Origin of the sequence: Zongyangia hominis, assembly GCF_014385095.1 — a bacterium.
Lineage (GTDB): Bacteria > Bacillota > Clostridia > Oscillospirales > Ruminococcaceae > Zongyangia > Zongyangia hominis.
In genome coordinates this window covers 1-22,008 of record NZ_JACRTC010000011.1, presented here as the reverse complement: position 1 = coordinate 22,008, position 22,008 = coordinate 1, and the positions used below count along the sequence as shown (strand labels likewise).

Here is a 22,008-nt window from a genome sequence, read left to right as displayed (position 1 = left end):
ATAGTAAAGCTGACGAGATTGATGTATAATAATACGGTGAGAATTCTATAAGAAACAGAAAAAAGCCGCCTGGAAATGGGAGCGGCGCAAGGATGTAAGAAGGGAATTTATTTTGATTAGAGAAGATCTGAGAAATATTGCAATTATCGCCCACGTCGACCACGGCAAGACCACCCTGGTGGACGAGATGCTCAAGCAGTCGGGCGCTTTCCGTCAGAACCAGGTGGTGGCCGACCGAGTCATGGACAACGGCGACCTGGAGCGGGAGCGGGGCATCACCATTCTGGCCAAAAACACCTCGGTCTACTACAAGGACATAAAAATCAACCTGATCGACACCCCGGGACACGCCGACTTCGGCGGCGAGGTGGAGCGGGTGCTCAAGATGGTCAACGGCGTGCTGCTCCTCGTCGACGCGGCGGAGGGTCCCATGCCCCAGACCCGTTTTGTCCTCCAGCGGGCCCTGGCCCTCGGCCACAAGGTCATCATCGTGGTCAACAAGATTGACCGGCCCGACGCCCGTACCGACGAGATCGAAAACGAGGTACTGGAACTACTCCTAGACCTGGACGCGGCCGAGGAACAGCTGGAAAGCCCCATCATCTACTGCTCCGGCCGGGACGGCACCGCCACCAAGGACCTCCACGGGGAGGGCACCGACCTCATCCCCCTGTTTGAGGAGATCATCCACTATATCCCCGCCCCCGAGGGCGACCCGGAGGGCCCCATGCAGATGCTGGTGTCCGCCATCGACTACAACGACTATGTGGGCAGAATCGCCGTGGGCCGTGTGGAGCGGGGCGTCATCCGCCAGAACCAGGACATTTCGGTATGCAACTTCCACGACGAGGAAACTTCCTATAAAGGCAAGATCGCCAACCTCTACGAGATCGAGGCCCTCAACCGGGTCCCCTGCGACGAGGCCAAAGTGGGCGACATCGTCTGTGTCTCCGGCATTGAGGGCATCACCATCGGCGACACCATCTGTCAGGCCGACACCCCCGAAGCCATTGAATTTGTCAAAATTTCCGAGCCCACCCTGGAGATGACCTTCTCGGTCAACGACAGCCCCTTCGCGGGGCGGGAGGGCAAGTTCGTCACTTCCCGCCAGATCCACGACCGGCTCTTCAAGGAGCTGCTCAAGGACGTGTCCCTGCGGGTCTACCCCACCGATACCACCGACAGCTTCCGGGTCTGCGGCCGGGGCGAAATGCATCTGTCCATCCTCATCGAGACCATGCGCCGGGAGGGCTTTGAGTTCCAGGTGGGCTGCCCCAAGGTCATGCTCAAAAAGAAAGACGGCGTGGTCAAGGAGCCTATGGAGCGCTTAGTCACCGATGTCCCCGAGGAGTGCGTGGGCTCGGTCATGGAGAAGATGGGCGTGCGCAAGGGCGAGCTGCTCCATATGATGCCCCAGGGCAGCCGGATGAAGATGGAATTCCTCATCCCCTCCCGCGGCCTCTTCGGCTACCGCAACGAGTTTCTCACCGACACCAAGGGCGAGGGCATCATGAGCTCGGTCTTCGAGTGCTATCAAGAATATAAAGGCGACATCCCCCGCCGTTCCACCGGTTCCCTCATCGCGTTTGAGACCGGCGAGGCGGTCACCTATGGGCTCTATAACGCCCAGCAGCGGGGCGAGCTCTTTATCGGCGCGGGCGTGCCGGTCTATGAGGGCATGATCGTGGGCCAGTCCCCCAAGGCCGAGGACATGGCGGTCAACGTCTGCAAGAAGAAGCACGTGACCAACATGCGCGCCTCCGGTTCCGACGAGGCCCTTCGTCTGACGCCGCCGAGAACCTTCAGCCTGGAGCAGGCGCTGGAATTTATCGCCGACGACGAGCTGGTGGAAATCACACCCAAAAACATCCGCCTGCGCAAGAGGATTTTGGACAACGCCCAGCGGATGAAGACGGTCATGAAAAATAAAGAATAGCACAAAGAAACCGCGCGGCGCAAAGGGCCGCGCGGTTCTTCATTTCTAGCAGAAAGCCGTCGGGAATCTTCCCGGCGGCTTTCTGCAGGCAATACAAAAAATAGGAAAAAGGGGAGGGTTGGCTCGCCTTTTATTGTTCTTCGTCAGGTTCCATATCTTGATCCAACAATCTACGGATTTTGCCATAGTCAAGTTCGGCAGCGACCTGCTCGTCAATAAAAACTACGTTGGGTGGAAGAAACAATTTAAACAGAGGGATCTCCAACGCATCGGCGATGTTCATGAGGACATCCAGCGAACAAAAATGCTTGTAATTCTTGGCCTCGATTTGGCTGAGATAGCCTTTGCTGATATGCGCTCGCAAAGCGAGACCTTGTTGTGTGAGGCCGCGTTTCTTTCGATATTTCTTGATATTAGCGATGATCAGCGCGTAATTTTCTTTATTTTCCTCATACAATAGCATCACCAGATTCAGTATAACAACAAACCATGCGCAAAAGACTAGCATATCGTTAGTTTTCCTCGTATAATAGAAGAAATACCTAGTGATGGGAATGATCTGTATGAAAGTCGCGGTCATAGGCTCCCGCTCCCTTAAACAGGTGAGCATCGGCTCTTTCCTCCCCGCCGGGGTGACACAAATTCTTTCGGGCGGCGCCGCCGGTGTGGATCACCTAGCCGCTGTTTACGCCCAAACGCATGGTATCCCTGTGCAAGTGTACCGGCCTGATTACCGCCGGTACGGGCGCGGTGCGCCTTTTGTTCGCAATCGGGCGCTGGTGGACGCCAGTGACATGGTCATCGCCATCTGGGACGGTGAGAGCCGCGGCACCGATTACACCATTCGCTATGCCCAGCAAACCGGAAAACCTGTCCGGCTTTTCCGGCTCAAGCAGGAAAAGGCCGCATCCCCCCACTGCGGCGCTTCCGGCCTGGATTGATGCGCGTCGTTTCTATTCTTTGAATCCTTCCCCCCAGCCAAGGCTTATCTCTCTTTCGCCTTGGTCACCGTACTCTGTTATAAAAAAATGGAGGCTCTTGGGAAAACCCCAAAGCCTCCATTTTTATTGTTCCTATTGAATTTATTTGTAAATAAAGACGCGGATGATACCTTCAATTTTTTCCAGCTCGGCAATAATCTCCTTATCCACATCGCCGACTACATCGAGCACCGTGTAGGCATAGTCCTTTTTGGACTTGTTGGTCATGTTCTCGATGTTGTTGCCGTGGGCGGAAACAGTGGCGGCAATCTGGGTCAGCATGGTGGGGACATTGCGGTGGATGACGCCCAGACGGGTGTCGGTAGTCCGGGGCATGGAGACAGACGGCAAGTTGACGGAGTTGGTGATATTGCCGTTCTCCAAAAAGTCGATGAGCTCATCAGCGGCCATGACCGCACAATTGTCCTCGCTCTCGGGGGTGGAGGCGCCCAGATGAGGCAGTCCAATGACGCCGGGATGATCCAAAAACTCATCCTCCAAAAAGTCAGTGATATAGACTTTGACCGCCTTTTCGTCCAGCGCGGCCAGAATATCTTCCTTGACGACCAGGTCGCCGCGGGCAAAGTTCATGATCCGCACACCGTGCTTCATGGTCTGGATGGACTCGGAATTGATCATACCCTTGGTCTCGGGGGTGGAGGGCACATGGATGGTGATGTAATCACTGTTCTCATAGACTTCGCCCAGTGTTTTCGCGTGCTTGACGGAACGGGACAGGCCCCAGGCCGCATCTACCGAGATATAGGGGTCATAGCCGTACACTTCCATTCCCAGATGGATGGCGGCGTTGGCCACTAAGATACCGATGGCGCCCAGTCCGATGACGCCCAGCTTCTTGCCCTTAAGCTCCGGTCCGACAAACTGGGATTTTCCCTTCTCAGCCAGCTTCGCCACATTCTCGCCCTCGCCCTTGAGGCCCTTTGCCCACTCGATGGCCGGGACAATTTTGCGGGAGGAAAGCAGCAGCGAACAGATGACCAGCTCCTTGACCGCATTGGCGTTGGCGCCGGGGGTGTTAAAGACCACGATGCCGGCCTCGCTGCATTTGTCCAGCGGAATGTTGTTGACGCCAGCGCCCGCCCGGGCAATGGCCTTCAGCGAGGGGGAAAACTCCATCTCATGCATGGAGGCGCTGCGCACCAGTACGGCGTCGGGGTTCTCGATCTCGCTGGCATAGCTGTACTTATTCTTGTCGAACTTTTCCAGCCCAATGGGGCTGATCTTATTGAGTGTCAATATATTGTACATATCGGTTACTCTCCTTTTCATGACGGACCTCCGGTCGGGATGACGCGAACTGGGTTTTCTCCGCGACACTGCCGCGTCGCCCGCGTTTGTGCTGCCGATGCGTTACAGCGCGATATCCCCCGCCGGAAGGCGGCGCGTCACACGCGTTTATGTTGCCGACGCGTTACAGCGCGGTATCCTCCACCGGTAGGTGGTTATTGGTTGTTCGCTTCAAACGCTTTCATGAAGGCGACCAGCTTCTCCACGCCTTCGATGGGCATGGCGTTATAGATGGAAGCGCGCATGCCGCCCACGGAGCGGTGGCCTTTGATGTTAATGAATCCTGCTGCTTTGGCTTCGGCGATGAACTTTTTGTCAAGCTCCGCGTCGCCGGTGACAAAGGGAACGTTCATGAGAGACCGGTCCTCTTTGACGACGGTGCCTTTAAAGAGCTTGGAACTATCGAGGAAGTCGTAGAGGATGGCTGCTTTCTTCTGGTTATAAGCGTACATTTTCTCCAGGCCGCCCATTTCGTCCCGAATCCACTCAAGCACCATCTTGCAGATGTAGATGGCGTAGGTGGGCGGGGTGTTGTACATGGAGCCGTTGTCGGCATGGGTCTGGTAATTGAACATGGTGGGGGTCACTTCTCTGGCGTTGCCGATCAAATCCTCGCGGATGATGACCACGGTGAGGCCCGCCGGTCCCATATTTTTCTGTGCGCCGGCGTAGATAAGGCCGAACTTGCTCACATCAATAGGCTGGGACAGGATGAAGGAGGACATATCCGCCACCAAAGGCACATCACCAGTGTCCGGCGCTTCTTTGAAGCAAGTGCCATAGATGGTGTTATTGTAGCAGATGTGGAAATAATCCGCGTCCTTGTCAAAGGTAGACGGGTCCAGCTTGGGGATATAGGAGAAGGTCTTATCGGCGCTGGTGGCCACGACATTGCACTCTCCGTAACGGGACGCTTCCGCATAGGCTTTTTTCGCCCACTGGCCGGTCAGGACAAAGTCTGCTTTCCCGCTTTTATTCATCAGATTCAGAGGAATCATGGCAAATTGAGAGGAAGCGCCGCCCTGTAAAAACAGTACTTTGTAATTATCCGGGATGTTCAGGGTCTGACGGAGCAGGGCTTCACATCCGTTTATAATCTCTTCGTACTCTTTAGATCGATGGCTCATCTCCATTACGGACTGCCCGGTTCCATTGTAATCCAGCATTTCACTGGCTGCTTTTGCTAATACCGGCTCCGGTAAGGTAGATGGGCCTGCCGAAAAGTTATAAACTCTTCCCATAAAGATACCTCCTGCAAATCATTGATTTCATGTCTCCTCAGCGCAAGCTCCCTATTGTCAAAATTATGTCAAATGGAACGGCGCTATACCTATCATTATATTTTTTTGCTTACGAATAGTCAATCATAAAGGCAAAAACGCCAAAATTTTTGGCGTTTCTACAAGATTTTACTCAACTAAATTGTTAATATTGTTCTTTGTTACATGGTCACCTGTCAGCACCTGGACGACACGGCCGTTTTTGAGAGCCACCACGGTGTTACACACGGCGCAAAGCTCGTCCAAATCATTGGAAGTGATCACAAAAGAGACCCCGTCCTCGCACTCTCTGGCCATGTCGTTGTAAAACCGGGTGGAGGCCACCACGTCCAGGGGCGCGGTGGGCAGATGCATCAAATAGACCTTCGCCTCCTTGGCAAAGGCGCGGTTGAGGCTGTCCAGCTTCTTTTGCAACGCGGTGTCCTTCTCCCCTTTTGGCTTTTTAAAGGAAAAGATCGTGCCAAACGCGCCGCCGAAGGTCTCGAGACTATCCTGGAACTGGATCATCCGGCGCTTGGCCCCGCCCGCTTTGCCTGTATCGGCGATCTGCCGGGCCAGTTTCTCAAACTTGAGACAGTAAAGCTCGTCTTTGGTATCGGTCACCGTGACGATGCCACGGGCCATGGGGTCGGCCGGGGATGAGATCTGGAAGCTTTCCCCCTCCACGGAAACTTCCCCCTTGCAGGGAGTGAGGCCCGCTAGGCCGCGGAGAATCTGGTCCCGGCCGCTTCCGTCGAGCCCCGCCAAGCCCACGATCTCCCCCTTGCGCACGGTGAAGGAGATGTCGGCAAAGCCCTTCCCCGTCAGCTTCTCAACCCGCATGACTTCCTCGTCCCGGGGAAGGGGCTTGGGCGGATAAATGGAGCCGAACTCCGTCCCCAGCAGCGCCTCCACCAGTTTTTCATAAGCGGTGTCGGTCAGCTCGTGGGAGAAAGCGCCCTCCTTCATCACCACCACCTTGTCGCAAAGGGCGGCAATCTGCCGCAGGTCGTGGGAAATGAGGATGACGGCCCGGCCGTTTTCCCTGAGCCTTTGGACTACCTTTTGCAAAATCGAGGCTTCCCGAGGCGTCATATCGGCGGCGATGTCGTCGAAAACCAGGACCCGCGGGTCCCGCAGATAGGCTTTGGCCACTGACAGCAGGGCGTTCTCCGCCCGGCTCAAATTCTTGACCGGGGTGGACGCGTCGATATCGATACCCAAAGTCTCAAAGACCTCCCAGGTCTTTTCCCGGTATTTTTTCATATGGAGAAAGGGCCCGTCCTTCTCCGACTCCTCAAAGAACAGGTTCTCCGCCACGCTCATTTCAGGGAAGAGGAAATTTTCTCTGGTCACCACCACGATACCCGCCCGTTGGGCGTCGGCGGGGCTGCGCAGATTGACCTTGTACCCCTGCACATAGACTTTGCCGGTATAGCCCGCGCTCACCCCGCCCAAGAGGGATGCAAGCGCCGATTTCCCCGACCGGTTGAGGCCGATGAGACCCACGATCTGGGGGGACTCGATGCTCAGGTTGAGGTCCTTGAGGGCAAAGCCCGCGCCGAAGACCCGGCTCAGGTTTTCAAGGCGGAACAGGATGTTTTCATTTTCCAAAGCGATCACCTGCTTTTTCGTTTTCTTCACACATTTTACGGATAGATATGCTATACTGAACCCACACAGAAAGGGGGGCTGTCCCGTGCAAAAGGACTGGATTTTGGAACAGATCGAAATGATGACCCAGTTTTTGGGCAAGGTCTTTTTCCAAAAGGATTTGGTACCCGAGGAATTTTATCTGGTGGACGCCAATTCCCTCTCCGAAGGGGATTTGACCGCCATTACCGTCAAGCGGCTCCTCTCTCAGCGCCGGCTCAACGAGGCGGAAAACCTGATCTTCGAGGAAGTGGAGAAGGATCCCTCCCCCCGCATGCTCAAAATCGCCTGCGACTTTTACGCCGCGCTGATGGAACTCGACGAGGGCGCCCTGGAAGCCGCCCAGTTCGGCGCCGACGAAATCATTGAGGGCATCCGGGACATTCAGCGCATCTACGGCATCAAGGACCTGGGCGTGTCCGGCTAAAGAAGAACGCAAGAGCCATCCGCTTCCGGGCGGATGGCTCTTTTCCTGCTTGGCGGACAAAACCCAGCCGTCCGGGAAAGGGTGGGCCACCGCCGTTTTGCGCCCCATGACACAGCGGGCACACGCGCCTCAAGCGCCGCCTCGGCGGTGCTTCACCTTCCCCCACCCGGATGGGGGCGGCATACGCGCTCCGGCAACGGGGGGTCGCGTTCCACAGCGTCCTGCCGGTGTCGAGCCGGGGGGCTGCCGCTTACCCGCCGCTTCCGTAGCGGGACGACCTGGCGGCTGACCGCGCGCCTTCCCTTTCCGCTAGTTTTTCCGGTACTGTTCGATGAGGGAGACCACCCGCGGCACATCCACGTTGTTGTCCTTGTCGTATTTGACTTTGTCCAGGTGCTTTCTCAGCTCATTGACACGCAGATAGGGGATGGATTCGCTCAGATAGATTTCGGTGCGCTTTTTAAACGGGGAGAGCAGCACCATGGGCTCCATCTGGACCTTGTAGACGTCGTTGGCGGCGAAGATGGTGCGGATGACGTCGATGTCCCGCTCCAATTTCACCACAGCGTTGGGAATCCGGGTCTTGCGCAGATCCTTGCTCACATAGGCCCAGGTCTCGTCCTTGAGGTTGCCGTAATACTCCCCTTCGAAGTCCTCCACTTCAAAAAAGAGGATGCCGAAAAAGCCCACCAGCATTAAGTCGATGTGGGCGCTGCGGCCATTAATTTCCACGGTGACGTTCTGCAACACCTTGAAGTTGCGCACCGAGGCGTACCGGCGCAGAATGGAGAACGCTTTTTTCTGATTGTATTTTCCCTTTTTTAATAAGTACATCCGGCGAAATGTCAAAAACAGCACGCCGATCACCAGCAGCACCATGGCGGCCACACAGGCGGCCAATATCCACTGGAAGGTTGTAAAATTACGAAAATCCATAGCCACTTTCCTTCTCTGTCATTCTTTTGCCGCGTCCCCGCGGGGGCTGACGCCCGCCTGAAGAGCGGCCCTCGTCGCGCCTGCGGCCGCTTCGGAACTGTCCATACGCCGAAGGGGACCTGCGCGGCACACTGTCCGCGCTCCATTTGGCAGGCTAGACTCCGGATCGTAGTCCGCTCCCGGCTACGCGACGGCGCTGTAAAGAATATTCTATCACAAAACCCCTGGAATGGAAATAGGAGCCGCGCCAAATAGGGCGGCGGTTTCTGAACAATCTGTAAACTTGCCGCAGCTGTGTAAATCGCGCAATTGAGCCGCAACGAGGCGGAATCTTTGGAAAAACGGGTAAACTATGGTATACTGGCAAAAGACAACCACAAAAGGGAGGAAAAAACGATGACAACCATCCAGCGGCAGGGCCAGCGCGTCCACCTGATCGACGAAATACGGGGCTTTGCCATCCTTTGCATGGTGATCTACCACGGGGTTTACGACCTGCTGACCATTTTTCAAATTTCGTTTCCCTTCTTTTTCTCCCCCTTTATGAACGGCCTGCGCACCTTTTTCGCCGGCATGTTCATCTTTATTTCCGGCACCGCCTGCCAGTTTTCCCACAACAATCTCAAACGGGGTGCCGTCTGCCTGGGGCTCGGGCTGTGCATCACCCTGTTTACCGCCCTCTTTCTCCCCTCCGAGCTCATTGTCTTCGGGATTCTCCACATGCTGGGCGTCTCCATGATGCTCTACGCCCTTTTGCGCCCCCTTCTTTCCAAGGTGCCGCCGCTCCTGGGCGCTTTGGTGACGCTACTCCTTTTTATCTTTACCTACGGCATTGTCGAGGGCTATGTTGGCATCCCCGCCCTGTGGGAACTCTCTCTTCCCGCCGCCTGGTATACCACCAAGTTTCTCTTCCCCCTGGGTCTTCTCCCCGGCGGGTTCTATTCCGCGGATTACTTTTCCCTCCTGCCCTGGTTTTTCCTCTTCCTCATGGGCTCCTTCGTGGGGGTCTACGTCAAGGAGGGCCGCTTCCCGCCCTTTTTCTACCGCCGTCACAGCCGCCTGCTCTGCACCGTCGGCCGCAATACCCTGCTCATCTATGTCCTCCATCAGCCGGTGCTCTACGGCCTCATGAGCCTCATCGCCATGTTGATTCACTGATGCGAAACCCGCCCGGAGACTTAGAAATAAAACCGCCGTTCTTTTTGGATGGCGGTTTTTTTGCTTCTCAAACATCCTGGGCGGCTGATTTTAGGCGTCCGGCCGTTTGATCCCCATTGTTCCCGCATCCCGCCTTTTAGAGCCAGGACCCGCTTTTCCAAGACGAGACCGCCCGCGCCGGGCCACATATCCAGATGCTGCGCCCACACGACACCCGACGGCGGCCCGGAGGGCGCGACAGAGGCGCTTTTTAAAGGGTGCTACCGAAAAAGCCCATGAAAAAAGCGCCTATCCGATAAAACGGACAGGCGCGTGGACACAATTTATTTGCCGTCGTGGAGCAGATAGACCTTGGCGTTGCCGTCAATGCGGGTCATGCAGGCCAGCCGCACGCCCTTCTCCACTTCTTCGGGGGTGAGCATAGCCATCTCCTGATCGGTGAGGGTGCCCACCAGGCCCGTGGCAATGACTTTGCATTTGCCGCAGATAACGTTGCCGTTGCAGGGGCATTCGATAGGAATGCCGTTTTCCCTGAGCAGGGACAGCAGATTGTCTCCCCTTGTGGCGTCGATATAGGTGACCTGATCGCCGTCATAGACTGTGAGCCGATAAACCATAACTGCCCCTCCCCTAGAAAGAATATGGTTCTATTCTACAACATTTACAAAAGAATCACCAGAGTTTTTTACAAAAAAGACGCGTTTTCCCACTTCTTTTTTAGTAAGTGTACAGTTTTTCCCAGATTCCCTTGCTTTTAGGCCTGTATGGCACACAAAAAAACAAATAGGCCGCCCATAAAGGGCGGCCTATTTGCAAGGGGGCAAATTTATTTTACCATATACGTGATGTTGTCGACGATATTGGACAGGGTTCCCATGGCCTTATCCACGCCCTTTTTGAGTTTTTTGCGCTGGGGCTTCATGGACTTGCCGGACATCATGTAGGCGGCGGTCCCGACGGCGATGCCCACAGCAGCGCCCTTCATGGCATTGACAGCGGTTTTGTTCATAGCAGTTTACCTCCATTTGAATCTCGTTTGTCCTTTATATTCTGCCCGCATTTGCGTGCAATACTACAATTCTTTTCTTTATCTTTTTCCGCATATTTTTACCATTTTACCAACAAAACCGCCTTCTCGCCTTTCTCTTTTATGCACTTTGAATTCCCATCCACTTTGCTCTCTAAATTCTTTGCCGCTTCCTTGTGATTGTGCCCGATTTTATGATAAAATGGACAGGATAAAACTGTGAAGGTTAGCAAAATTGCCGAAACGCCGCGGAAAAATTTTGATTTTTGCGTCTGGCGTCCGGGGAGCTTATAATCAAATTACACTGCGAATGCGGGTGAAACAATATGATGGATCGACCCATGCGGGTGGCGGCCATTCACGACCTGTCCGGCTTTGGACGGTGCTCGCTGACCGTCATTCTGCCGGTGCTCTCAGCCATGGGGGTGCAAGTGTGCCCCGTGCCCACGGCGGTCTTCTCCACCCATTTGGGCGGACTGGGCGAGGTGGAATACCGGGACCTGACCGACTACATGGAACCGGCGCTGGAGCACTACCAAAAGCTGCAAATCGGTTTTGAGGCCATTTACAGCGGATTTCTCAGCACGAAGGAACAGATCGGCCACTGCCTCCGTTTTTTTGAGTGCTATCCGAAGGCCCTCAAGGTGGTGGACCCGGTGATGGGGGACCACGGCAAACCCTACCGCACATGTACCCCCGCCATCCAACGGCGGATGGGGGAGCTGGTGGCCGCGGCGGACATCATCACCCCCAACCTGACCGAGGCGGCGGTGCTCCTAGGGGAAGCCTATCCCTTCGCGCCCCTGACCCGGGCCCAGGGCAAAAGCATGCTGGTGCGCCTCTCCGAACGGGGGCCGGGTCAGGTGGTGATGACCGGGGTGAAATTGGCTACCGGGGAAATGGCCAACATCGGCTACGACCGGGAGAAAAACGCCTTTTGGGCGGTGGACTGCGACTATGTGCCCGTTTCCTACCCGGGGACGGGGGATATCTTCGCCAGTGTGCTCACCGGCGGCATGCTCACCGGGGACAGCCTTCCCATGGCCATGGACCGGGCCACCCGGTTCATCGAAATCTGCATCAAGACCACCTTCGGCTACGGTAGCGACACACGGTATGGGGTCATGCTGGAAAGCTGCCTGCCGGAACTCATGCGCCGGGACGTTCCCGAGCGCTACCACATCTTTTAATGTTGCCCGCTTTCGCAAATATAGGAACATAAGGATGGGGATACCATGAAAAAACTGACCACCAGAGATCTCGTGCTCACCGCGCTCTTTGCGGCGCTGAGCTTTGTGGGGACCTATATCAATATCCGGATACCCTTTCCCGGTGGCGCCGGCAGCGCCATGATCCACTTCGGCAACATCTTCTGCCTGACCGGCGCCCTGGTATTGGGCGGGGTGAAGGGCGGCCTTGCCGGCGGCATCGGCATGGGGCTGTTTGATCTCGTTAGCGGCACCTACGCCCTCTACGCCCCCGGCACCTTTGTGGGCAAATTCCTGACCGGCCTTCTCTGCGGCGCTATCATGCACCGTGGGAACAAACCCTTCTCGGCCAAGCGGGGCTTTGTGGCGGCGGCCTGCGGCATCTTGGTCAATGTCTTCGCTTCCCCCCTCAACAGTATGATCGTCCTCATGCTCACTTCCGACGGCATGACCCAACCGGTGCTCTTCGCCGCGCTCGGCGACTTCTTACTCTCCGTCCTCAACGCCGTCATCGCGGTGATTGTTTCGGTGCCCCTTGCCAAAGGCATCGACGTGGGACTCCATAAAACCCAGCCCGCCCATCAGTAGCAAACGCCGAGGGGCCGCTCGAAAGAGCGGCCCCTTCTTCTATGACCAAAGCGGGCGGGACTGGGGCGCGCCGGGGGAGGGCGGGGCCATGATCCCGAGGAAAACGGCACCATCCCCAGTCGTGGTCAGGCGGGGACGTGGTATCCAGCGTTTGCGGGCTCGCCTGGGATGGGCCAGGATGCAGGTTCCCCATCTGGTAGTGCGTCCCTCTTTGCCCTCGATGGCTCTTAGGCCCCAGGCCCCGCCATGACCGCCCGCGAGGAGGCATGATGCCCCGGCCGCTCGCCGTGATCGCCTGGCGAAGGTTCCCCGCCTCGCCGCATCCTCCCAAACGCAAAAACAGCCGCTCCATGAGCGGCTGCTTCTCTATGCGTCGTCTTCGTCTTCTTTGCGGCCCTCGCCGAGAGCCTCGTCCATCAGTTTGATCATTTCCAGGGTGCTGCGGAAATACTGGGTCTTATTCTTTTCATTCCAATGGATGCTGCCCTGCCAGGTGGCGTTTTGGCGAAACTGCACCTGGACGATAAACGTGGCCTTTTTATCCTTTTGTTTTTTCTCATCCGCTGCCATGGAAGCCCCCCCCTATCTATTTACTCTTCGTCATGTCCTTCTTTTGCTCTGCGTTCTTCTGCAAATCCACCGGATCCAGCGGCTGCAATTTGGTGTGAATCACCACCGGCAGACGGGGATGCTCCCGATTAAACCGCTTGATGATACGGTTTAAGACCATCAGCCCGTTTTCGTAAGTCAAGGTGGGCAGCATCAGCACATACTGGGCGGCACTGAAGCGGGCCACCACGTCCCCCTTGCGCAGATCTTCCCGGATGACCTTGAGCAGGCAGTCCATGGCGTTGTTGAGCAGTTCCACCTTGGGCTTTTTGTTGTCGACGGTGGTCACCGTCAGCAGTCCGATAAACACGGCCTGCCCCAGCCGCTCGGCGCTGCGGGCTTCCAAGCGGTAGATCTCCTTGAAAAAGGCGTATTCACAATAAAATGCGCCCTTGGCCGCCTGGCTCTCGGACAGATCGTTCTTGATGATATCCAGATCCGTTTCCATGGCCTTTTCGGTTTTGACAATTTCTTTGTAGAGCTCCCGGATATCCTCCCCCGGTTTGACGCCCAGCTTCCGGTAGAAAAGCTCGGTGACATAGTTATAGTGGGAGAGGGCTTTCTGGGGCTTCCCAGTTTTGATGAGGCAGCGCAAATATTTTTCATGCAGCTCCTCTTCAAACTGGTCGATGATCAACGCCTGTTCACAGATGGCCTCCATCTCGTTCCAGCGGCTCTCCTCTTCCAGCAACTCCACATAGTGGGTGACAGCCCGCAGATACAGCGCATGGTAATGGGTATGCAGCGGCACCACCCATTCGTCGTAGGCGGATTTGGGGAGAAAGTCCCCCTTATAAAGCTTGACGGCCGCTTCATATTTGGCCAGCCGCTCCTCTTTTGTGATGGCTGGATCCATGGCCTCCTTGCAAAGGCGTTCAAACTCCTCGATGTCCACCTTGCAGGGAAAGGCGCTGTTCCAGCAGTAGGAATTGCGTTTATGGACAATCAGTTCCTTGCCGTGGGGAATATCGTAGTTAATCAAAATCGTCCGCACACGGTAAACCAAGTTTTTCAGCGCGTTGACCGGATTGTCGCTTTCCCCCCCCGGCCAGAGCGCGTCGATGAGCTCCTGTTGAGAAATTTCCTTGTCCTTGAAGGTGATCAGATATTCCAGCAGGCTCCACAGCTTGTTGGTGCGGTTGATGCTGTCGTTGATCATATGCTCCCCTACCCGGATTTCAAACTGGCCGAGCATCGTCACTTCAATCATCACGTCGTCGGACAATGGAGTCCTGTTTTCATCCATTGCAATCATCTCCCCTCATGGCAAGCGCGTCGTTTCATCCCGTCGTTTTCATGGCTGATGGTCCATAGTCATACTTTTCATTTTTATTATATCAGCATTCTTTTACTCTGTCTATAAATTCTAACCTGATCAAGCCTCTGAGCCCAACAAAATTTCTGCTTTCTTTTTTATAGCAGGCAGGCTATAATGAATGCATACGGTTTGCCCGGGAAATTGCGGACAAACCGCTTCGGGCCGCGGCGCCCCAACGCGAAAAAGGAGGAGTCCCGGCAATGTGTAATGTCCCATTCCCGTCCCGGGCATTTCTCCTGGCGCTCGCCTCTCTTCTGCTGGTATTTCTGGCCGGGTGCGGGGAAAAATCGGCCCCGCCATCCTCCTCATCCGGGGAGCAGAGTCAGCCGCCTGGAACCGCCGTCTCCAATGTGCTGACCCCCACGGCTTCCGGCGTGGAGGTCTTGGGCAACGAAAGGGTGGAAATCGACGCCTCCAACGCCTCCCAGGGCTACCTGATGATCCGGTATCTGGGGGAAAACCCGAAGGTCAAGCTCCGCACCCAGAAGGACGGCAGCCCCATTTATACCTACGCTTTAAACTCCGACGGGGCGTATGAAACCTTTCCCTTGAGCGAGGGGGACGGCGCCTACACCGTCACCGTGTATGAAAACGTCTCAGGAAAGGAATACGCCACCGCTTTCTCTACCACCGTCAATGTGACTCTGGAAAATGAATTTATTCCCTTTTTATACCCCAACCAGTACGTCAATTTCTCCGCCGGGAGCCAAACGGTACAAAAGGGCGCCCAGCTCGCCGCCACTGCCGGCGATGAAATCGGCGTCATCGAAAACATTTATCACTACTGTATCGACAGCATCTCCTACGACACCGAAAAGGCCAAACAGGTGGAGGACGGGCGGCTTTCCGGCTACCTGCCTCAAGTGGACGAGGTGTTGGCAAGCGGGCAGGGCATTTGCTTTGACTATGCCGCCGTCATGTGCGCCATGCTCCGCAGCCAGTCCATCCCCACCAAGCTGGTGGTGGGCTATTCGGGGGAGGTTTACCACTCCTGGCTCAATGTCTACTCCAAGGAGGAGGGCTGGATCGACGGCGTCATCTACTTCGACGGCAAGTCCTGGAAGTTGATGGACCCCACCTTTGCCAGCGGCGGCAAAGATAACCCGGAAATTCTCAAATATATCGGCGACGGCGACAACTACACCCCCAATTATATCTACTAGCGCTTCCCGCGTCCTTCGTGACGCTGCGGGGAAGCATGACCATAGCCCCCACTTTTGCCCGCGGGGCGGGCCTCACCTTGACGAGGAGGACGATCTTATGGCAGAAAACGCAGAACAAGTCAAACAATCCAAAAAGGAGCAGCTCAGTTCCAGCGATATCGCAGCCTTTTGCTCCCAGCTTTCCCTGATGCTCCGGGCGGGGATTCCCGCCGCCGAGGGCCTTGGCATTCTGCGGGACGACATCCAGGACGCCAAGGGAAAAAAGCTCATCTCCGGCATTGCCGCCCAGGTGGACATGGGCGAGCCCCTCTTTGCGGCGCTGCGCGCCTCGGGGGCCTTTCCCAAATATATGGTGGACATGGTGGAAATCGGCGAAAAGACCGGCCGTCTCGACGACGTCACCGCGTCCTTAAGCAGCTACTACGAGCGGGACGAATATCTGTCCCGCACCATCAAAAACGCGGTGGCTTACCCGGCTGTGATGATCGTCATGATGGCGGTGGTCATCGTGGTACTCATCACCAAGGTGCTGCCCATCTTCTCCGACGTCCTCTCCCGCCTGGGCGCCACCCTCAGCCCGCTGGCCCAGGGGCTTTTAAACTTCGGCACCGCCCTCGCCCGGTACGGCGCACTGATCCTGGGCGTCATCGCCGTCATCGCCATGGCCTATCTCATTCTTAGGAACACCCGCTGGAGCGGGGCTTTCCTTCATAAAATCTACACCCGCGGCTTTGCTACCAAACGTTTTGCCGCCACCGTGGCCGCGGGGCGCTTCGCCAACGCCATGGCTCTCATGCTCCAAAGCGGCCTGGACACCCAGGAATCCCTGGACATGGCCTATCAGCTGGTGGACGACGAAGCCATGCGGGACAAAATCGAGCGGTGCGGGGCGCTGATGAAGGAGGGCGTCACCTTCTCCCAGGCGGTACAGGACACCGAGATTTTTTCCGGCGTCAATGCCCGGATGCTCCGCGTGGGCTTTCAGGCCGGGGCCTTGGACAAGGTGATGGCCGACATCGCCCGCCGGTATGAGGACGAGGTGGACGAGCGGATGGGCCGTGCCATCTCCCTGCTGGAACCCACTCTGGTGGCCGTTCTCTCCATCATCGTGGGGATGATTCTCCTGTCGGTGATGCTGCCGCTGATGAGCATCATGTCCTCCATCGGCTAAACAAACGATAACGAAAGGGCGGCGAAGGCCATGAAGAAACATCTGCTGAGCAGAAAGCGGGGCGGCGGGATGGCGCGGGCCATTCTGCTGCCGGTGTGCCTGTTTGCCGCCCTATTGGGACTTTTCTTCTGGGGGTTGCAGGGCGTTTCCCAGTCCGCCGGACAGGAGGCGCTGCGCTCCACGGAAGAGAGCATCCGCCGCGCGGCGGTCCACTGCTATGCGGTGGAGGGGGCCTATCCCCAGAGCCTTTCCTATCTCAAAGAGCACTACGGCGTCCAGGTCAGCGACGACTACATCGTCCATTACGAGAGTTTCGCCTCCAACCTGATGCCCGATATTTCCGTCTATCCCAAGCACCCCGACGCCGGCTAGCGGGGGGCAAAATCCAGGTAGAGACGCCTGTGAAAGAACGGAGCGGGAAATTCCCACCTAGAAGGAACCATACCCGGGAAAAAGCGGCGCCCAAGAGAAGGCGGCTCACAGAAAGCAGCTTGCAGCAAGGTACGATCACAGGGAGAAAGGAGGGGACAGCCCATGATGCGCATGACCCAGCAAAAGCATATGACCGACTTTTTCTTCACCGTGGCCCTCTTTGCCGTCTTTGTGGTCTCCTCCCTTTTGGTGCTCCTCTTTGGGGTGGACGTCTACCGCTCCTCCACCGACCGGATGGAGCGCAATTTTACCTCCCAGACGACGCTCGCTTACATCGCCAGCAAGACCCGCCACAGCGATGCGAGCGGCTCCCTCTCTTTGGGCGAGTTGGACGGCGTCCCCGCCCTCATCCTCTCCAAGGAGGAGGCGGGGGTTACCTATGAAACCTACATCTACGGCTATGAGGGCACCCTTCGGGAACTGATGGTGGAGCGGGGCCACGCCCTCTCCCCCGAAAGCGGCGCGGTGATCACCGATATCGGCGCGCTCACCTTCTCCCAGGAGGACCGCCTCCTCCGCGTTGCCCTCACTGGAACCGACGGCAGCCGGGAGGAACTCATTCTCTCCCCCCGTTCTCAAACCTAATTGTATTTTCCCAATAGTTTAATACTATTTGTAAAAAATAGAGAAAGGAGCTTTCTATGCAGCGGCGCACTTCCTCCAAGTCCAGCCTCTTTCTGCTGGAGATGATCTTCGTCATCCTGTTTTTCTCCCTGGCCGCCGCCGTGTGCGTCAGCCTGTTTGCCCAGGCCCACGCGGTGAGCGTGAAAAGCTCCGATCTCAACGCCGCCGTTCTCCGGGCCCAAAGCGCCGCCGAGTGCGTCAAGGCCGAGGGCGCTGGATTCGCGGAGCTTCTCGATCACGCCCAAAGCGACGGGGAGGACACGCTCCTCTACTACGACGGCGAGTGGCGCAGCACGTCCCAAGAGGGGGCTGTCTACTGCCTGCGGGTGACCCCCGTCCAGACTGGGGATCTCTTCACCGCCCAGATCGCCGTATCCCGGGTGGGGGAGGAAGAACCCATTTATTCCCTGGAAGCGGCTAAGTACTTGTAAATACAGTCCGTCCGTGAAAACCGGGCGTCACACAACGGCAGAAAGGAGGCTTCGCTTTGGCGCGAGAACAAAACCGGAACGCGCCCAGCCTGGCGCTGGGCGGCTCGTCGATTCTCATGGTCTTTGTCATCCTCTGCCTGACCACCTTTGCGGTTCTCTCCTTGGTTTCGTCGAGCGCCGATTGGAACCTGACCCGGCGCACGGCCCAGAGCGTCACCGACTACTACGCCGCCGATGGGCAGGCCGAGCGGGTCCTTTCGGGAGCCAACCAGAATCTGCAAAGCGCCTGGGAAACCTCGGGCGGGGGTATGGACGCCTACTATCAGGCGGCGGCTGATTCCCTGTGCTTTTGTAGCGGGATGCCCTTTACGGTGGATGGCTCCCGCATCTATTACAGCGTCCCGCTGGGAGAAAACCAGCACCTGGACGTAATTCTGGAAATTGTCCCCCCTGATGCCGAGGGGCGCTGCTATCGCATCCTCTCCTGGCAGCAGCGCGCCGACGAAGAGGGGGATTCCGATGAAATGCAACTTTGGGACCCGGGCGATCAGCGCCCGTCTAAGTAAGAAAGGAAGGTGACGCACCATGAACGAACTCCTTCTCTCCATGCTCCGCTCGGCGGTGGAACAGGGCGCCTCCGACATTTTCATTGTCTGCGGCATGCCCGTCTCCTATAAAATCAACGGCGCCATCCTTCCTCAGAACGAGGAACGCATCCTCCCTGAGCGCAGCCAGGAGATCATCTTTGGGCTCTATGAGGCCGCCGATCACCGCAGTCCCGACCATCTGCTGGATTGCGGCGACGACGACTTTTCTTTTTCCATTCCGGGCCTCTCCCGCTTCCGCGTCTGTACCTTTAAACAGCGCGGTTCTCTCTCCGCCGTCATCCGGGTGGTCACCTTCACCTTGCCCGACTCCCGCACCCTGGGCATTCCCGACGCGGTGATGAGCATCGCGGAGCGCTCGAAGGGCTTCGTACTGGTCACCGGGCCCGCAGGCAGCGGCAAAACGACGACTTTGGCCTGTATCATCGAGGCCATCAACCAAAACCGCAACGCCCACATCATCACCTTGGAGGACCCCATTGAATATCTCCACCGCCATAAAAAAAGCGTAGTGAGCCAGCGGGAAATTTCCTCCGACACCGTCAGCTATGACGCGGCTTTGCGGGCGGCGCTGCGCCAAGCGCCCGACGTGATCCTATTGGGCGAAATGCGGGACTATGAGACCATCCGCACCGCCATGACCGCGGCGGAGACCGGCCATCTGGTCATCTCCACCCTGCACACCGTGGGAGCGGCCAATACCATCGACCGCATCATTGACGCCTTCCCCTCTTCCCAACAGCAGCAAATCCGCACCCAGCTGGCCATGGTGCTCCAGGCGGTCGTCTCCCAGCAGCTCATCCCCACCACCGATGGGAAGATTGTCCCCGCCTTTGAAGTCATGTTCCTCAACAGCGCCATCCGCAACATGATCAGAGAATCCAAAATCCATCAGATCGACACGGTACTCTATTCCTCCGCCGGGGAGGGTATGTGCACCATGGATGGAAGCCTGTTGGAGCTTTATAAAAAGGGGACGATCTCCGCCCATCACGCATTGCAGTATGCAACAAATCCCGACACCATGCTCAAAAAGCTGACCGCCGCCGGCGCGAAGTTTTAACATAAGAGCGCCTTTCCCGCCGCCAATAGCGCGGCGGCGCTACGGAAAATGCCGCGCGTGGAGGGGGCGGCGATCCCCCTGCGCGCATGGCCCGCAAAACATCCGGCGGGGTGGCCTATACTAGAGCTTTTGGCGATCCGCCGCTCCCTCTCCCCCGCCGCTCCATATGCCACAGAAATTGCGGGGGGTGTCGCCATGTTTTCCCGCCTATGGGAGCAATTTGTAAAACCACAGAAAGGAATCCCTCTATGAAACTCATTTCTTGGAACGTCAACGGCCTGCGCGCCTGCTTGGGCAAGGGCTTTCTCGAATTTTTCCAACAAATAGACGCCGACATTTTCTGCGTCCAGGAGACCAAAATGCAGCAGGGGCAGGCGGATATCGACCTAGCCGGCTATCATCAGTACTGGAACAGCGCCGAGAAAAAGGGCTACTCCGGCACGGCGGTCTTCTGCCGCCAGGAGTCTGTAAACGTGACCTACGGCCTGGGCCTCCCCGAACACGACAGCGAGGGGCGGGTCATCACCGCCGAGTTCGGCGGCTTCACCCTCGTCAACGTCTACACTCCCAATGCCCAGCGGGGTCTCACCCGCCTCGACTACCGGATGGCGTGGGAAGACGCCTTCCGCGACTATGTCACCGCCTTGGATAAGAAAAAGCCGGTCATCATCTGCGGGGACATGAATGTGGCTCACGAGGAGATCGACCTAAAAAACTACAAGACCAACGGCGGCAACGCAGGCTTTACCAAAGAAGAGCGCCAGAAAATGACCGCTCTCTTAAGCAGCGGATTTGTGGACTCCTTCCGCCATTTTTATCCCGACAAAACCGGGGCCTATTCTTGGTGGTCCTATATGTTCCACGCCCGAGAAAATAACGCCGGGTGGCGCATCGACTACTTTTTAGTCTCCGAAAAGATAAAGGCGCAGATGGAGGACAGCCTCATCTACGCTGATGTGATGGGAAGCGATCACTGCCCAGTCGGCCTATTGCTCCAAGATCCCATCAAACTGTAAAAAACCAGGGCCTTCGATATAAGGAGTTCCCGTAAGCATGGACATAAAAAGAAGCCAGATGGCCTTGCCATCTGGCTTCTTTTGCGCTAAGTTAAAGCATATTCTCTTCTAAATACTCCTCATAGAAACGAACCGAGGAGATCACCTTGCCCAAAATTTGGACATGATCAGTATAGATGGGGGCCATGGTATCGTTCTCCGGTTGGAGGCGGTATCCGCCGTTTTCCTTATAAAAGCGTTTGACCGTAGCCTCGTCGTCAATGAGTGCCACGACAATCTCCCCGTTTTCCGCAGTTTGGGCCCGCCTGACAATGACCAGGTCGCCGTCAAGAATTCCCACCTTGATCATGCTTTCGCCCTTGACGCGCAGCGCATAGAGCTCCCTGAGGTCCTTTCGGACGCAGGGGAGGTAACCCAGCACCTCTTCATAGGCCAGAATGGGGCTGCCGGCCGTTACGGTACCGATAATGGGAATCCGGCGCTGATCACCGCTGCGGTCAGTCAGCTTGATGGTCCGGTTAAGTCCGTCCTTTTTGGTGATGTAGCCTTTATCCTCCAAAATACCCAAATACTTATGGACTGTGGATGTAGAGCGGATGCCCACCCCCGCCGCGATCTCACGGACCGTGGGGGGAATATCATCGCCGCTGTGCTCTTTGAGATAGCGGAGAATCTCCTGTTCAAAGTCTATCGTAGCATGCATGTTGCATCAGCCTTTCTACACTCACTTACTATGTCTATCATAACACAAACAAACGTTCCTTGTAAACGCTTATTTTTCTAGTTTTCTACTTTTTTCCCTGTTCATGGTGATATCTCAAAAAATCACGCCCAATACTTCCGAACCCATTGTCGGAGACCCCCCAAACGGAAAAACGGGCCCGCTCCAAATTTACACGGGCTCTTTCGTTTCCATATGGAGAAGGCAAATATCTCCGAAAAAAGAGCGGAATGAAAATCATTCCGCTCTTCAAAGAAGAAGCCGGCACCGACCTATCTTCCCAGGCAGTCACCCACCAAGTATTTTCGGCACAGATGAGCTTAACTACTGTGTTCGGTATGGGAACAGGTGGGACCTCATCGCAATAGGCACCGG

General features: G+C 56.5%; 24 protein-coding genes and 1 rRNA gene. 14 read left to right on the top strand and 11 right to left on the bottom strand.

What is annotated here, in order from left to right; genetic code table 11:
- The first annotated feature begins 112 nt into the window (after positions 1-112).
- Positions 113-1,936: a translational GTPase TypA gene (typA, locus tag H8709_RS11275; protein ID WP_262398438.1), complete on the top strand. Its 1,824-nt coding sequence runs from the start codon at positions 113-115 to the stop codon at positions 1,934-1,936.
- Between the two features lie 130 nt (positions 1,937-2,066).
- On the opposite strand, the gene H8709_RS11270 is transcribed toward typA, so the two are convergent.
- The gene (locus H8709_RS11270) at positions 2,067-2,444 is read right to left on the bottom strand and encodes a helix-turn-helix domain-containing protein (RefSeq protein WP_262398437.1); all 378 of its coding nucleotides are present in this window, start codon (positions 2,442-2,444) and stop codon (positions 2,067-2,069) included.
- A 46-nt stretch (positions 2,445-2,490) separates the two neighbouring features.
- On the opposite strand from H8709_RS11270, the gene H8709_RS11265 reads away from it, so the two are divergent.
- Entirely contained in the window at positions 2,491-2,877 is a 387-nt protein-coding gene (locus tag H8709_RS11265; RefSeq protein WP_262398436.1) for an SLOG family protein, read from the top strand.
- Between the two features lie 141 nt (positions 2,878-3,018).
- On the opposite strand, the gene H8709_RS11260 is transcribed toward H8709_RS11265, so the two are convergent.
- The 3 genes from H8709_RS11260 to H8709_RS11250 all read right to left on the bottom strand — a co-directional run bounded on the left by H8709_RS11260 (position 3,019) and on the right by H8709_RS11250 (position 7,127).
- Positions 3,019-4,185 (bottom strand): phosphoglycerate dehydrogenase, encoded by a 1,167-nt coding sequence (locus H8709_RS11260; RefSeq protein ID WP_262398456.1) that lies wholly within the window; start codon positions 4,183-4,185, stop codon positions 3,019-3,021.
- Positions 4,186-4,379: 194 nt separating this feature from the next.
- Entirely contained in the window at positions 4,380-5,465 is a 1,086-nt protein-coding gene (gene serC / locus H8709_RS11255; protein WP_262398435.1) for a 3-phosphoserine/phosphohydroxythreonine transaminase, read from the bottom strand.
- A gap of 168 nt (positions 5,466-5,633) precedes the next feature.
- Entirely contained in the window at positions 5,634-7,127 is a 1,494-nt protein-coding gene (locus H8709_RS11250) for an ATP-binding cassette domain-containing protein (RefSeq protein WP_262398434.1), read from the bottom strand.
- A gap of 55 nt (positions 7,128-7,182) precedes the next feature.
- Between H8709_RS11250 and H8709_RS11245 the strand changes: the two genes are divergently transcribed.
- Complete coding sequence (locus H8709_RS11245; RefSeq protein ID WP_262398433.1) at positions 7,183-7,563, top strand: DUF6483 family protein; 381 nt, start codon at positions 7,183-7,185, stop codon at positions 7,561-7,563.
- Between the two features lie 309 nt (positions 7,564-7,872).
- Here the strand turns inward: H8709_RS11245 and H8709_RS11240 are convergent, their stop codons facing one another.
- A complete protein-coding gene (locus H8709_RS11240; RefSeq protein ID WP_262398432.1) occupies positions 7,873-8,499 on the bottom strand; it encodes a nuclease-related domain-containing protein in 627 nt (208 codons plus the stop codon).
- Between the two features lie 396 nt (positions 8,500-8,895).
- On the opposite strand from H8709_RS11240, the gene H8709_RS11235 reads away from it, so the two are divergent.
- Positions 8,896-9,657, top strand: a complete 762-nt coding sequence (locus H8709_RS11235; RefSeq protein ID WP_262398431.1) for a heparan-alpha-glucosaminide N-acetyltransferase — start codon at positions 8,896-8,898, stop codon at positions 9,655-9,657.
- A gap of 323 nt (positions 9,658-9,980) precedes the next feature.
- On the opposite strand, the gene H8709_RS11230 is transcribed toward H8709_RS11235, so the two are convergent.
- Both H8709_RS11230 and H8709_RS11225 read right to left on the bottom strand, forming a co-directional pair.
- Positions 9,981-10,274 carry a (2Fe-2S)-binding protein gene (locus tag H8709_RS11230; protein WP_262398430.1) on the bottom strand — a complete coding sequence of 98 codons (294 nt, stop codon included), beginning with the start codon at positions 10,272-10,274 and terminating at the stop codon, positions 9,981-9,983.
- Between the two features lie 209 nt (positions 10,275-10,483).
- A complete protein-coding gene (locus H8709_RS11225) occupies positions 10,484-10,666 on the bottom strand; it encodes a hypothetical protein (protein ID WP_262398429.1) in 183 nt (60 codons plus the stop codon).
- A gap of 347 nt (positions 10,667-11,013) precedes the next feature.
- On the opposite strand from H8709_RS11225, the gene H8709_RS11220 reads away from it, so the two are divergent.
- Both H8709_RS11220 and H8709_RS11215 read left to right on the top strand, forming a co-directional pair.
- Entirely contained in the window at positions 11,014-11,874 is an 861-nt protein-coding gene (locus H8709_RS11220; protein WP_262398428.1) for a pyridoxamine kinase, read from the top strand.
- A gap of 45 nt (positions 11,875-11,919) precedes the next feature.
- On the top strand, positions 11,920-12,480 hold the full coding sequence (locus H8709_RS11215; protein ID WP_262398427.1) for an ECF transporter S component: 561 nt from the start codon (positions 11,920-11,922) through the stop codon (positions 12,478-12,480).
- A gap of 366 nt (positions 12,481-12,846) precedes the next feature.
- Here the strand turns inward: H8709_RS11215 and H8709_RS11210 are convergent, their stop codons facing one another.
- Positions 12,847-13,050 carry a hypothetical protein gene (locus tag H8709_RS11210; protein ID WP_262398426.1) on the bottom strand — a complete coding sequence of 68 codons (204 nt, stop codon included), beginning with the start codon at positions 13,048-13,050 and terminating at the stop codon, positions 12,847-12,849.
- Between the two features lie 16 nt (positions 13,051-13,066).
- Positions 13,067-14,335, bottom strand: a complete 1,269-nt coding sequence (locus H8709_RS11205; RefSeq protein WP_262398425.1) for an AfsR/SARP family transcriptional regulator — start codon at positions 14,333-14,335, stop codon at positions 13,067-13,069.
- 272 nt (positions 14,336-14,607) lie between these two features.
- On the opposite strand from H8709_RS11205, the gene H8709_RS11200 reads away from it, so the two are divergent.
- The 8 genes from H8709_RS11200 to H8709_RS11165 all read left to right on the top strand — a co-directional run bounded on the left by H8709_RS11200 (position 14,608) and on the right by H8709_RS11165 (position 20,912).
- A complete protein-coding gene (locus H8709_RS11200) occupies positions 14,608-15,570 on the top strand; it encodes a transglutaminase-like domain-containing protein (RefSeq protein WP_262398424.1) in 963 nt (320 codons plus the stop codon).
- A gap of 97 nt (positions 15,571-15,667) precedes the next feature.
- Positions 15,668-16,741, top strand: coding sequence for a type II secretion system F family protein (locus tag H8709_RS11195; protein ID WP_262398423.1), 1,074 nt, complete (start codon positions 15,668-15,670; stop codon positions 16,739-16,741).
- A 30-nt stretch (positions 16,742-16,771) separates the two neighbouring features.
- On the top strand, positions 16,772-17,113 hold the full coding sequence (locus H8709_RS11190) for a hypothetical protein (RefSeq protein ID WP_262398422.1): 342 nt from the start codon (positions 16,772-16,774) through the stop codon (positions 17,111-17,113).
- A 162-nt stretch (positions 17,114-17,275) separates the two neighbouring features.
- A complete protein-coding gene (locus H8709_RS11185) occupies positions 17,276-17,758 on the top strand; it encodes a DUF4860 domain-containing protein (protein WP_262398421.1) in 483 nt (160 codons plus the stop codon).
- A 56-nt stretch (positions 17,759-17,814) separates the two neighbouring features.
- Positions 17,815-18,228 (top strand): hypothetical protein, encoded by a 414-nt coding sequence (locus H8709_RS11180; RefSeq protein ID WP_262398420.1) that lies wholly within the window; start codon positions 17,815-17,817, stop codon positions 18,226-18,228.
- A 56-nt stretch (positions 18,229-18,284) separates the two neighbouring features.
- A complete protein-coding gene (locus H8709_RS11175; RefSeq protein ID WP_262398419.1) occupies positions 18,285-18,794 on the top strand; it encodes a hypothetical protein in 510 nt (169 codons plus the stop codon).
- Positions 18,795-18,813: 19 nt separating this feature from the next.
- Positions 18,814-19,896: a type IV pilus twitching motility protein PilT gene (locus H8709_RS11170; RefSeq protein ID WP_262398418.1), complete on the top strand. Its 1,083-nt coding sequence runs from the start codon at positions 18,814-18,816 to the stop codon at positions 19,894-19,896.
- 248 nt (positions 19,897-20,144) lie between these two features.
- Positions 20,145-20,912 (top strand): exodeoxyribonuclease III, encoded by a 768-nt coding sequence (locus tag H8709_RS11165; protein WP_262398417.1) that lies wholly within the window; start codon positions 20,145-20,147, stop codon positions 20,910-20,912.
- A gap of 91 nt (positions 20,913-21,003) precedes the next feature.
- On the opposite strand, the gene lexA is transcribed toward H8709_RS11165, so the two are convergent.
- On the bottom strand, positions 21,004-21,615 hold the full coding sequence (gene lexA / locus H8709_RS11160) for a transcriptional repressor LexA (RefSeq protein WP_262398416.1): 612 nt from the start codon (positions 21,613-21,615) through the stop codon (positions 21,004-21,006).
- 277 nt (positions 21,616-21,892) lie between these two features.
- Positions 21,893-22,008: ribosomal RNA gene (rrf, locus tag H8709_RS11155) — 5S ribosomal RNA — on the bottom strand.

Excerpts from the sequence above, each read along its gene's own strand:
- H8709_RS11270 (WP_262398437.1), bottom strand. The coding sequence starts at position 2,444 with ATGCTAGTCTTTTGCGCATGGTTTGTTGTTATACTGAATCTGGTGATG.
- H8709_RS11265 (WP_262398436.1), top strand. The coding sequence starts at position 2,491 with ATGATCTGTATGAAAGTCGCGGTCATAGGCTCCCGCTCCCTTAAACAG.
- H8709_RS11260 (WP_262398456.1), bottom strand. The coding sequence starts at position 4,185 with ATGTACAATATATTGACACTCAATAAGATCAGCCCCATTGGGCTGGAA.
- serC (WP_262398435.1), bottom strand. The coding sequence starts at position 5,465 with ATGGGAAGAGTTTATAACTTTTCGGCAGGCCCATCTACCTTACCGGAG.
- H8709_RS11240 (WP_262398432.1), bottom strand. The coding sequence starts at position 8,499 with ATGGATTTTCGTAATTTTACAACCTTCCAGTGGATATTGGCCGCCTGT.
- H8709_RS11235 (WP_262398431.1), top strand. The coding sequence starts at position 8,896 with ATGACAACCATCCAGCGGCAGGGCCAGCGCGTCCACCTGATCGACGAA.
- H8709_RS11230 (WP_262398430.1), bottom strand. The coding sequence starts at position 10,274 with ATGGTTTATCGGCTCACAGTCTATGACGGCGATCAGGTCACCTATATC.
- H8709_RS11225 (WP_262398429.1), bottom strand. The coding sequence starts at position 10,666 with ATGAACAAAACCGCTGTCAATGCCATGAAGGGCGCTGCTGTGGGCATC.
- H8709_RS11220 (WP_262398428.1), top strand. The coding sequence starts at position 11,014 with ATGGATCGACCCATGCGGGTGGCGGCCATTCACGACCTGTCCGGCTTT.
- H8709_RS11215 (WP_262398427.1), top strand. The coding sequence starts at position 11,920 with ATGAAAAAACTGACCACCAGAGATCTCGTGCTCACCGCGCTCTTTGCG.
- H8709_RS11210 (WP_262398426.1), bottom strand. The coding sequence starts at position 13,050 with ATGGCAGCGGATGAGAAAAAACAAAAGGATAAAAAGGCCACGTTTATC.
- H8709_RS11205 (WP_262398425.1), bottom strand. The coding sequence starts at position 14,335 with ATGGATGAAAACAGGACTCCATTGTCCGACGACGTGATGATTGAAGTG.
- H8709_RS11200 (WP_262398424.1), top strand. The coding sequence starts at position 14,608 with ATGTGTAATGTCCCATTCCCGTCCCGGGCATTTCTCCTGGCGCTCGCC.
- H8709_RS11195 (WP_262398423.1), top strand. The coding sequence starts at position 15,668 with ATGGCAGAAAACGCAGAACAAGTCAAACAATCCAAAAAGGAGCAGCTC.
- H8709_RS11190 (WP_262398422.1), top strand. The coding sequence starts at position 16,772 with ATGAAGAAACATCTGCTGAGCAGAAAGCGGGGCGGCGGGATGGCGCGG.
- H8709_RS11185 (WP_262398421.1), top strand. The coding sequence starts at position 17,276 with ATGATGCGCATGACCCAGCAAAAGCATATGACCGACTTTTTCTTCACC.
- H8709_RS11180 (WP_262398420.1), top strand. The coding sequence starts at position 17,815 with ATGCAGCGGCGCACTTCCTCCAAGTCCAGCCTCTTTCTGCTGGAGATG.
- H8709_RS11170 (WP_262398418.1), top strand. The coding sequence starts at position 18,814 with ATGAACGAACTCCTTCTCTCCATGCTCCGCTCGGCGGTGGAACAGGGC.
- H8709_RS11165 (WP_262398417.1), top strand. The coding sequence starts at position 20,145 with ATGAAACTCATTTCTTGGAACGTCAACGGCCTGCGCGCCTGCTTGGGC.
- lexA (WP_262398416.1), bottom strand. The coding sequence starts at position 21,615 with ATGCATGCTACGATAGACTTTGAACAGGAGATTCTCCGCTATCTCAAA.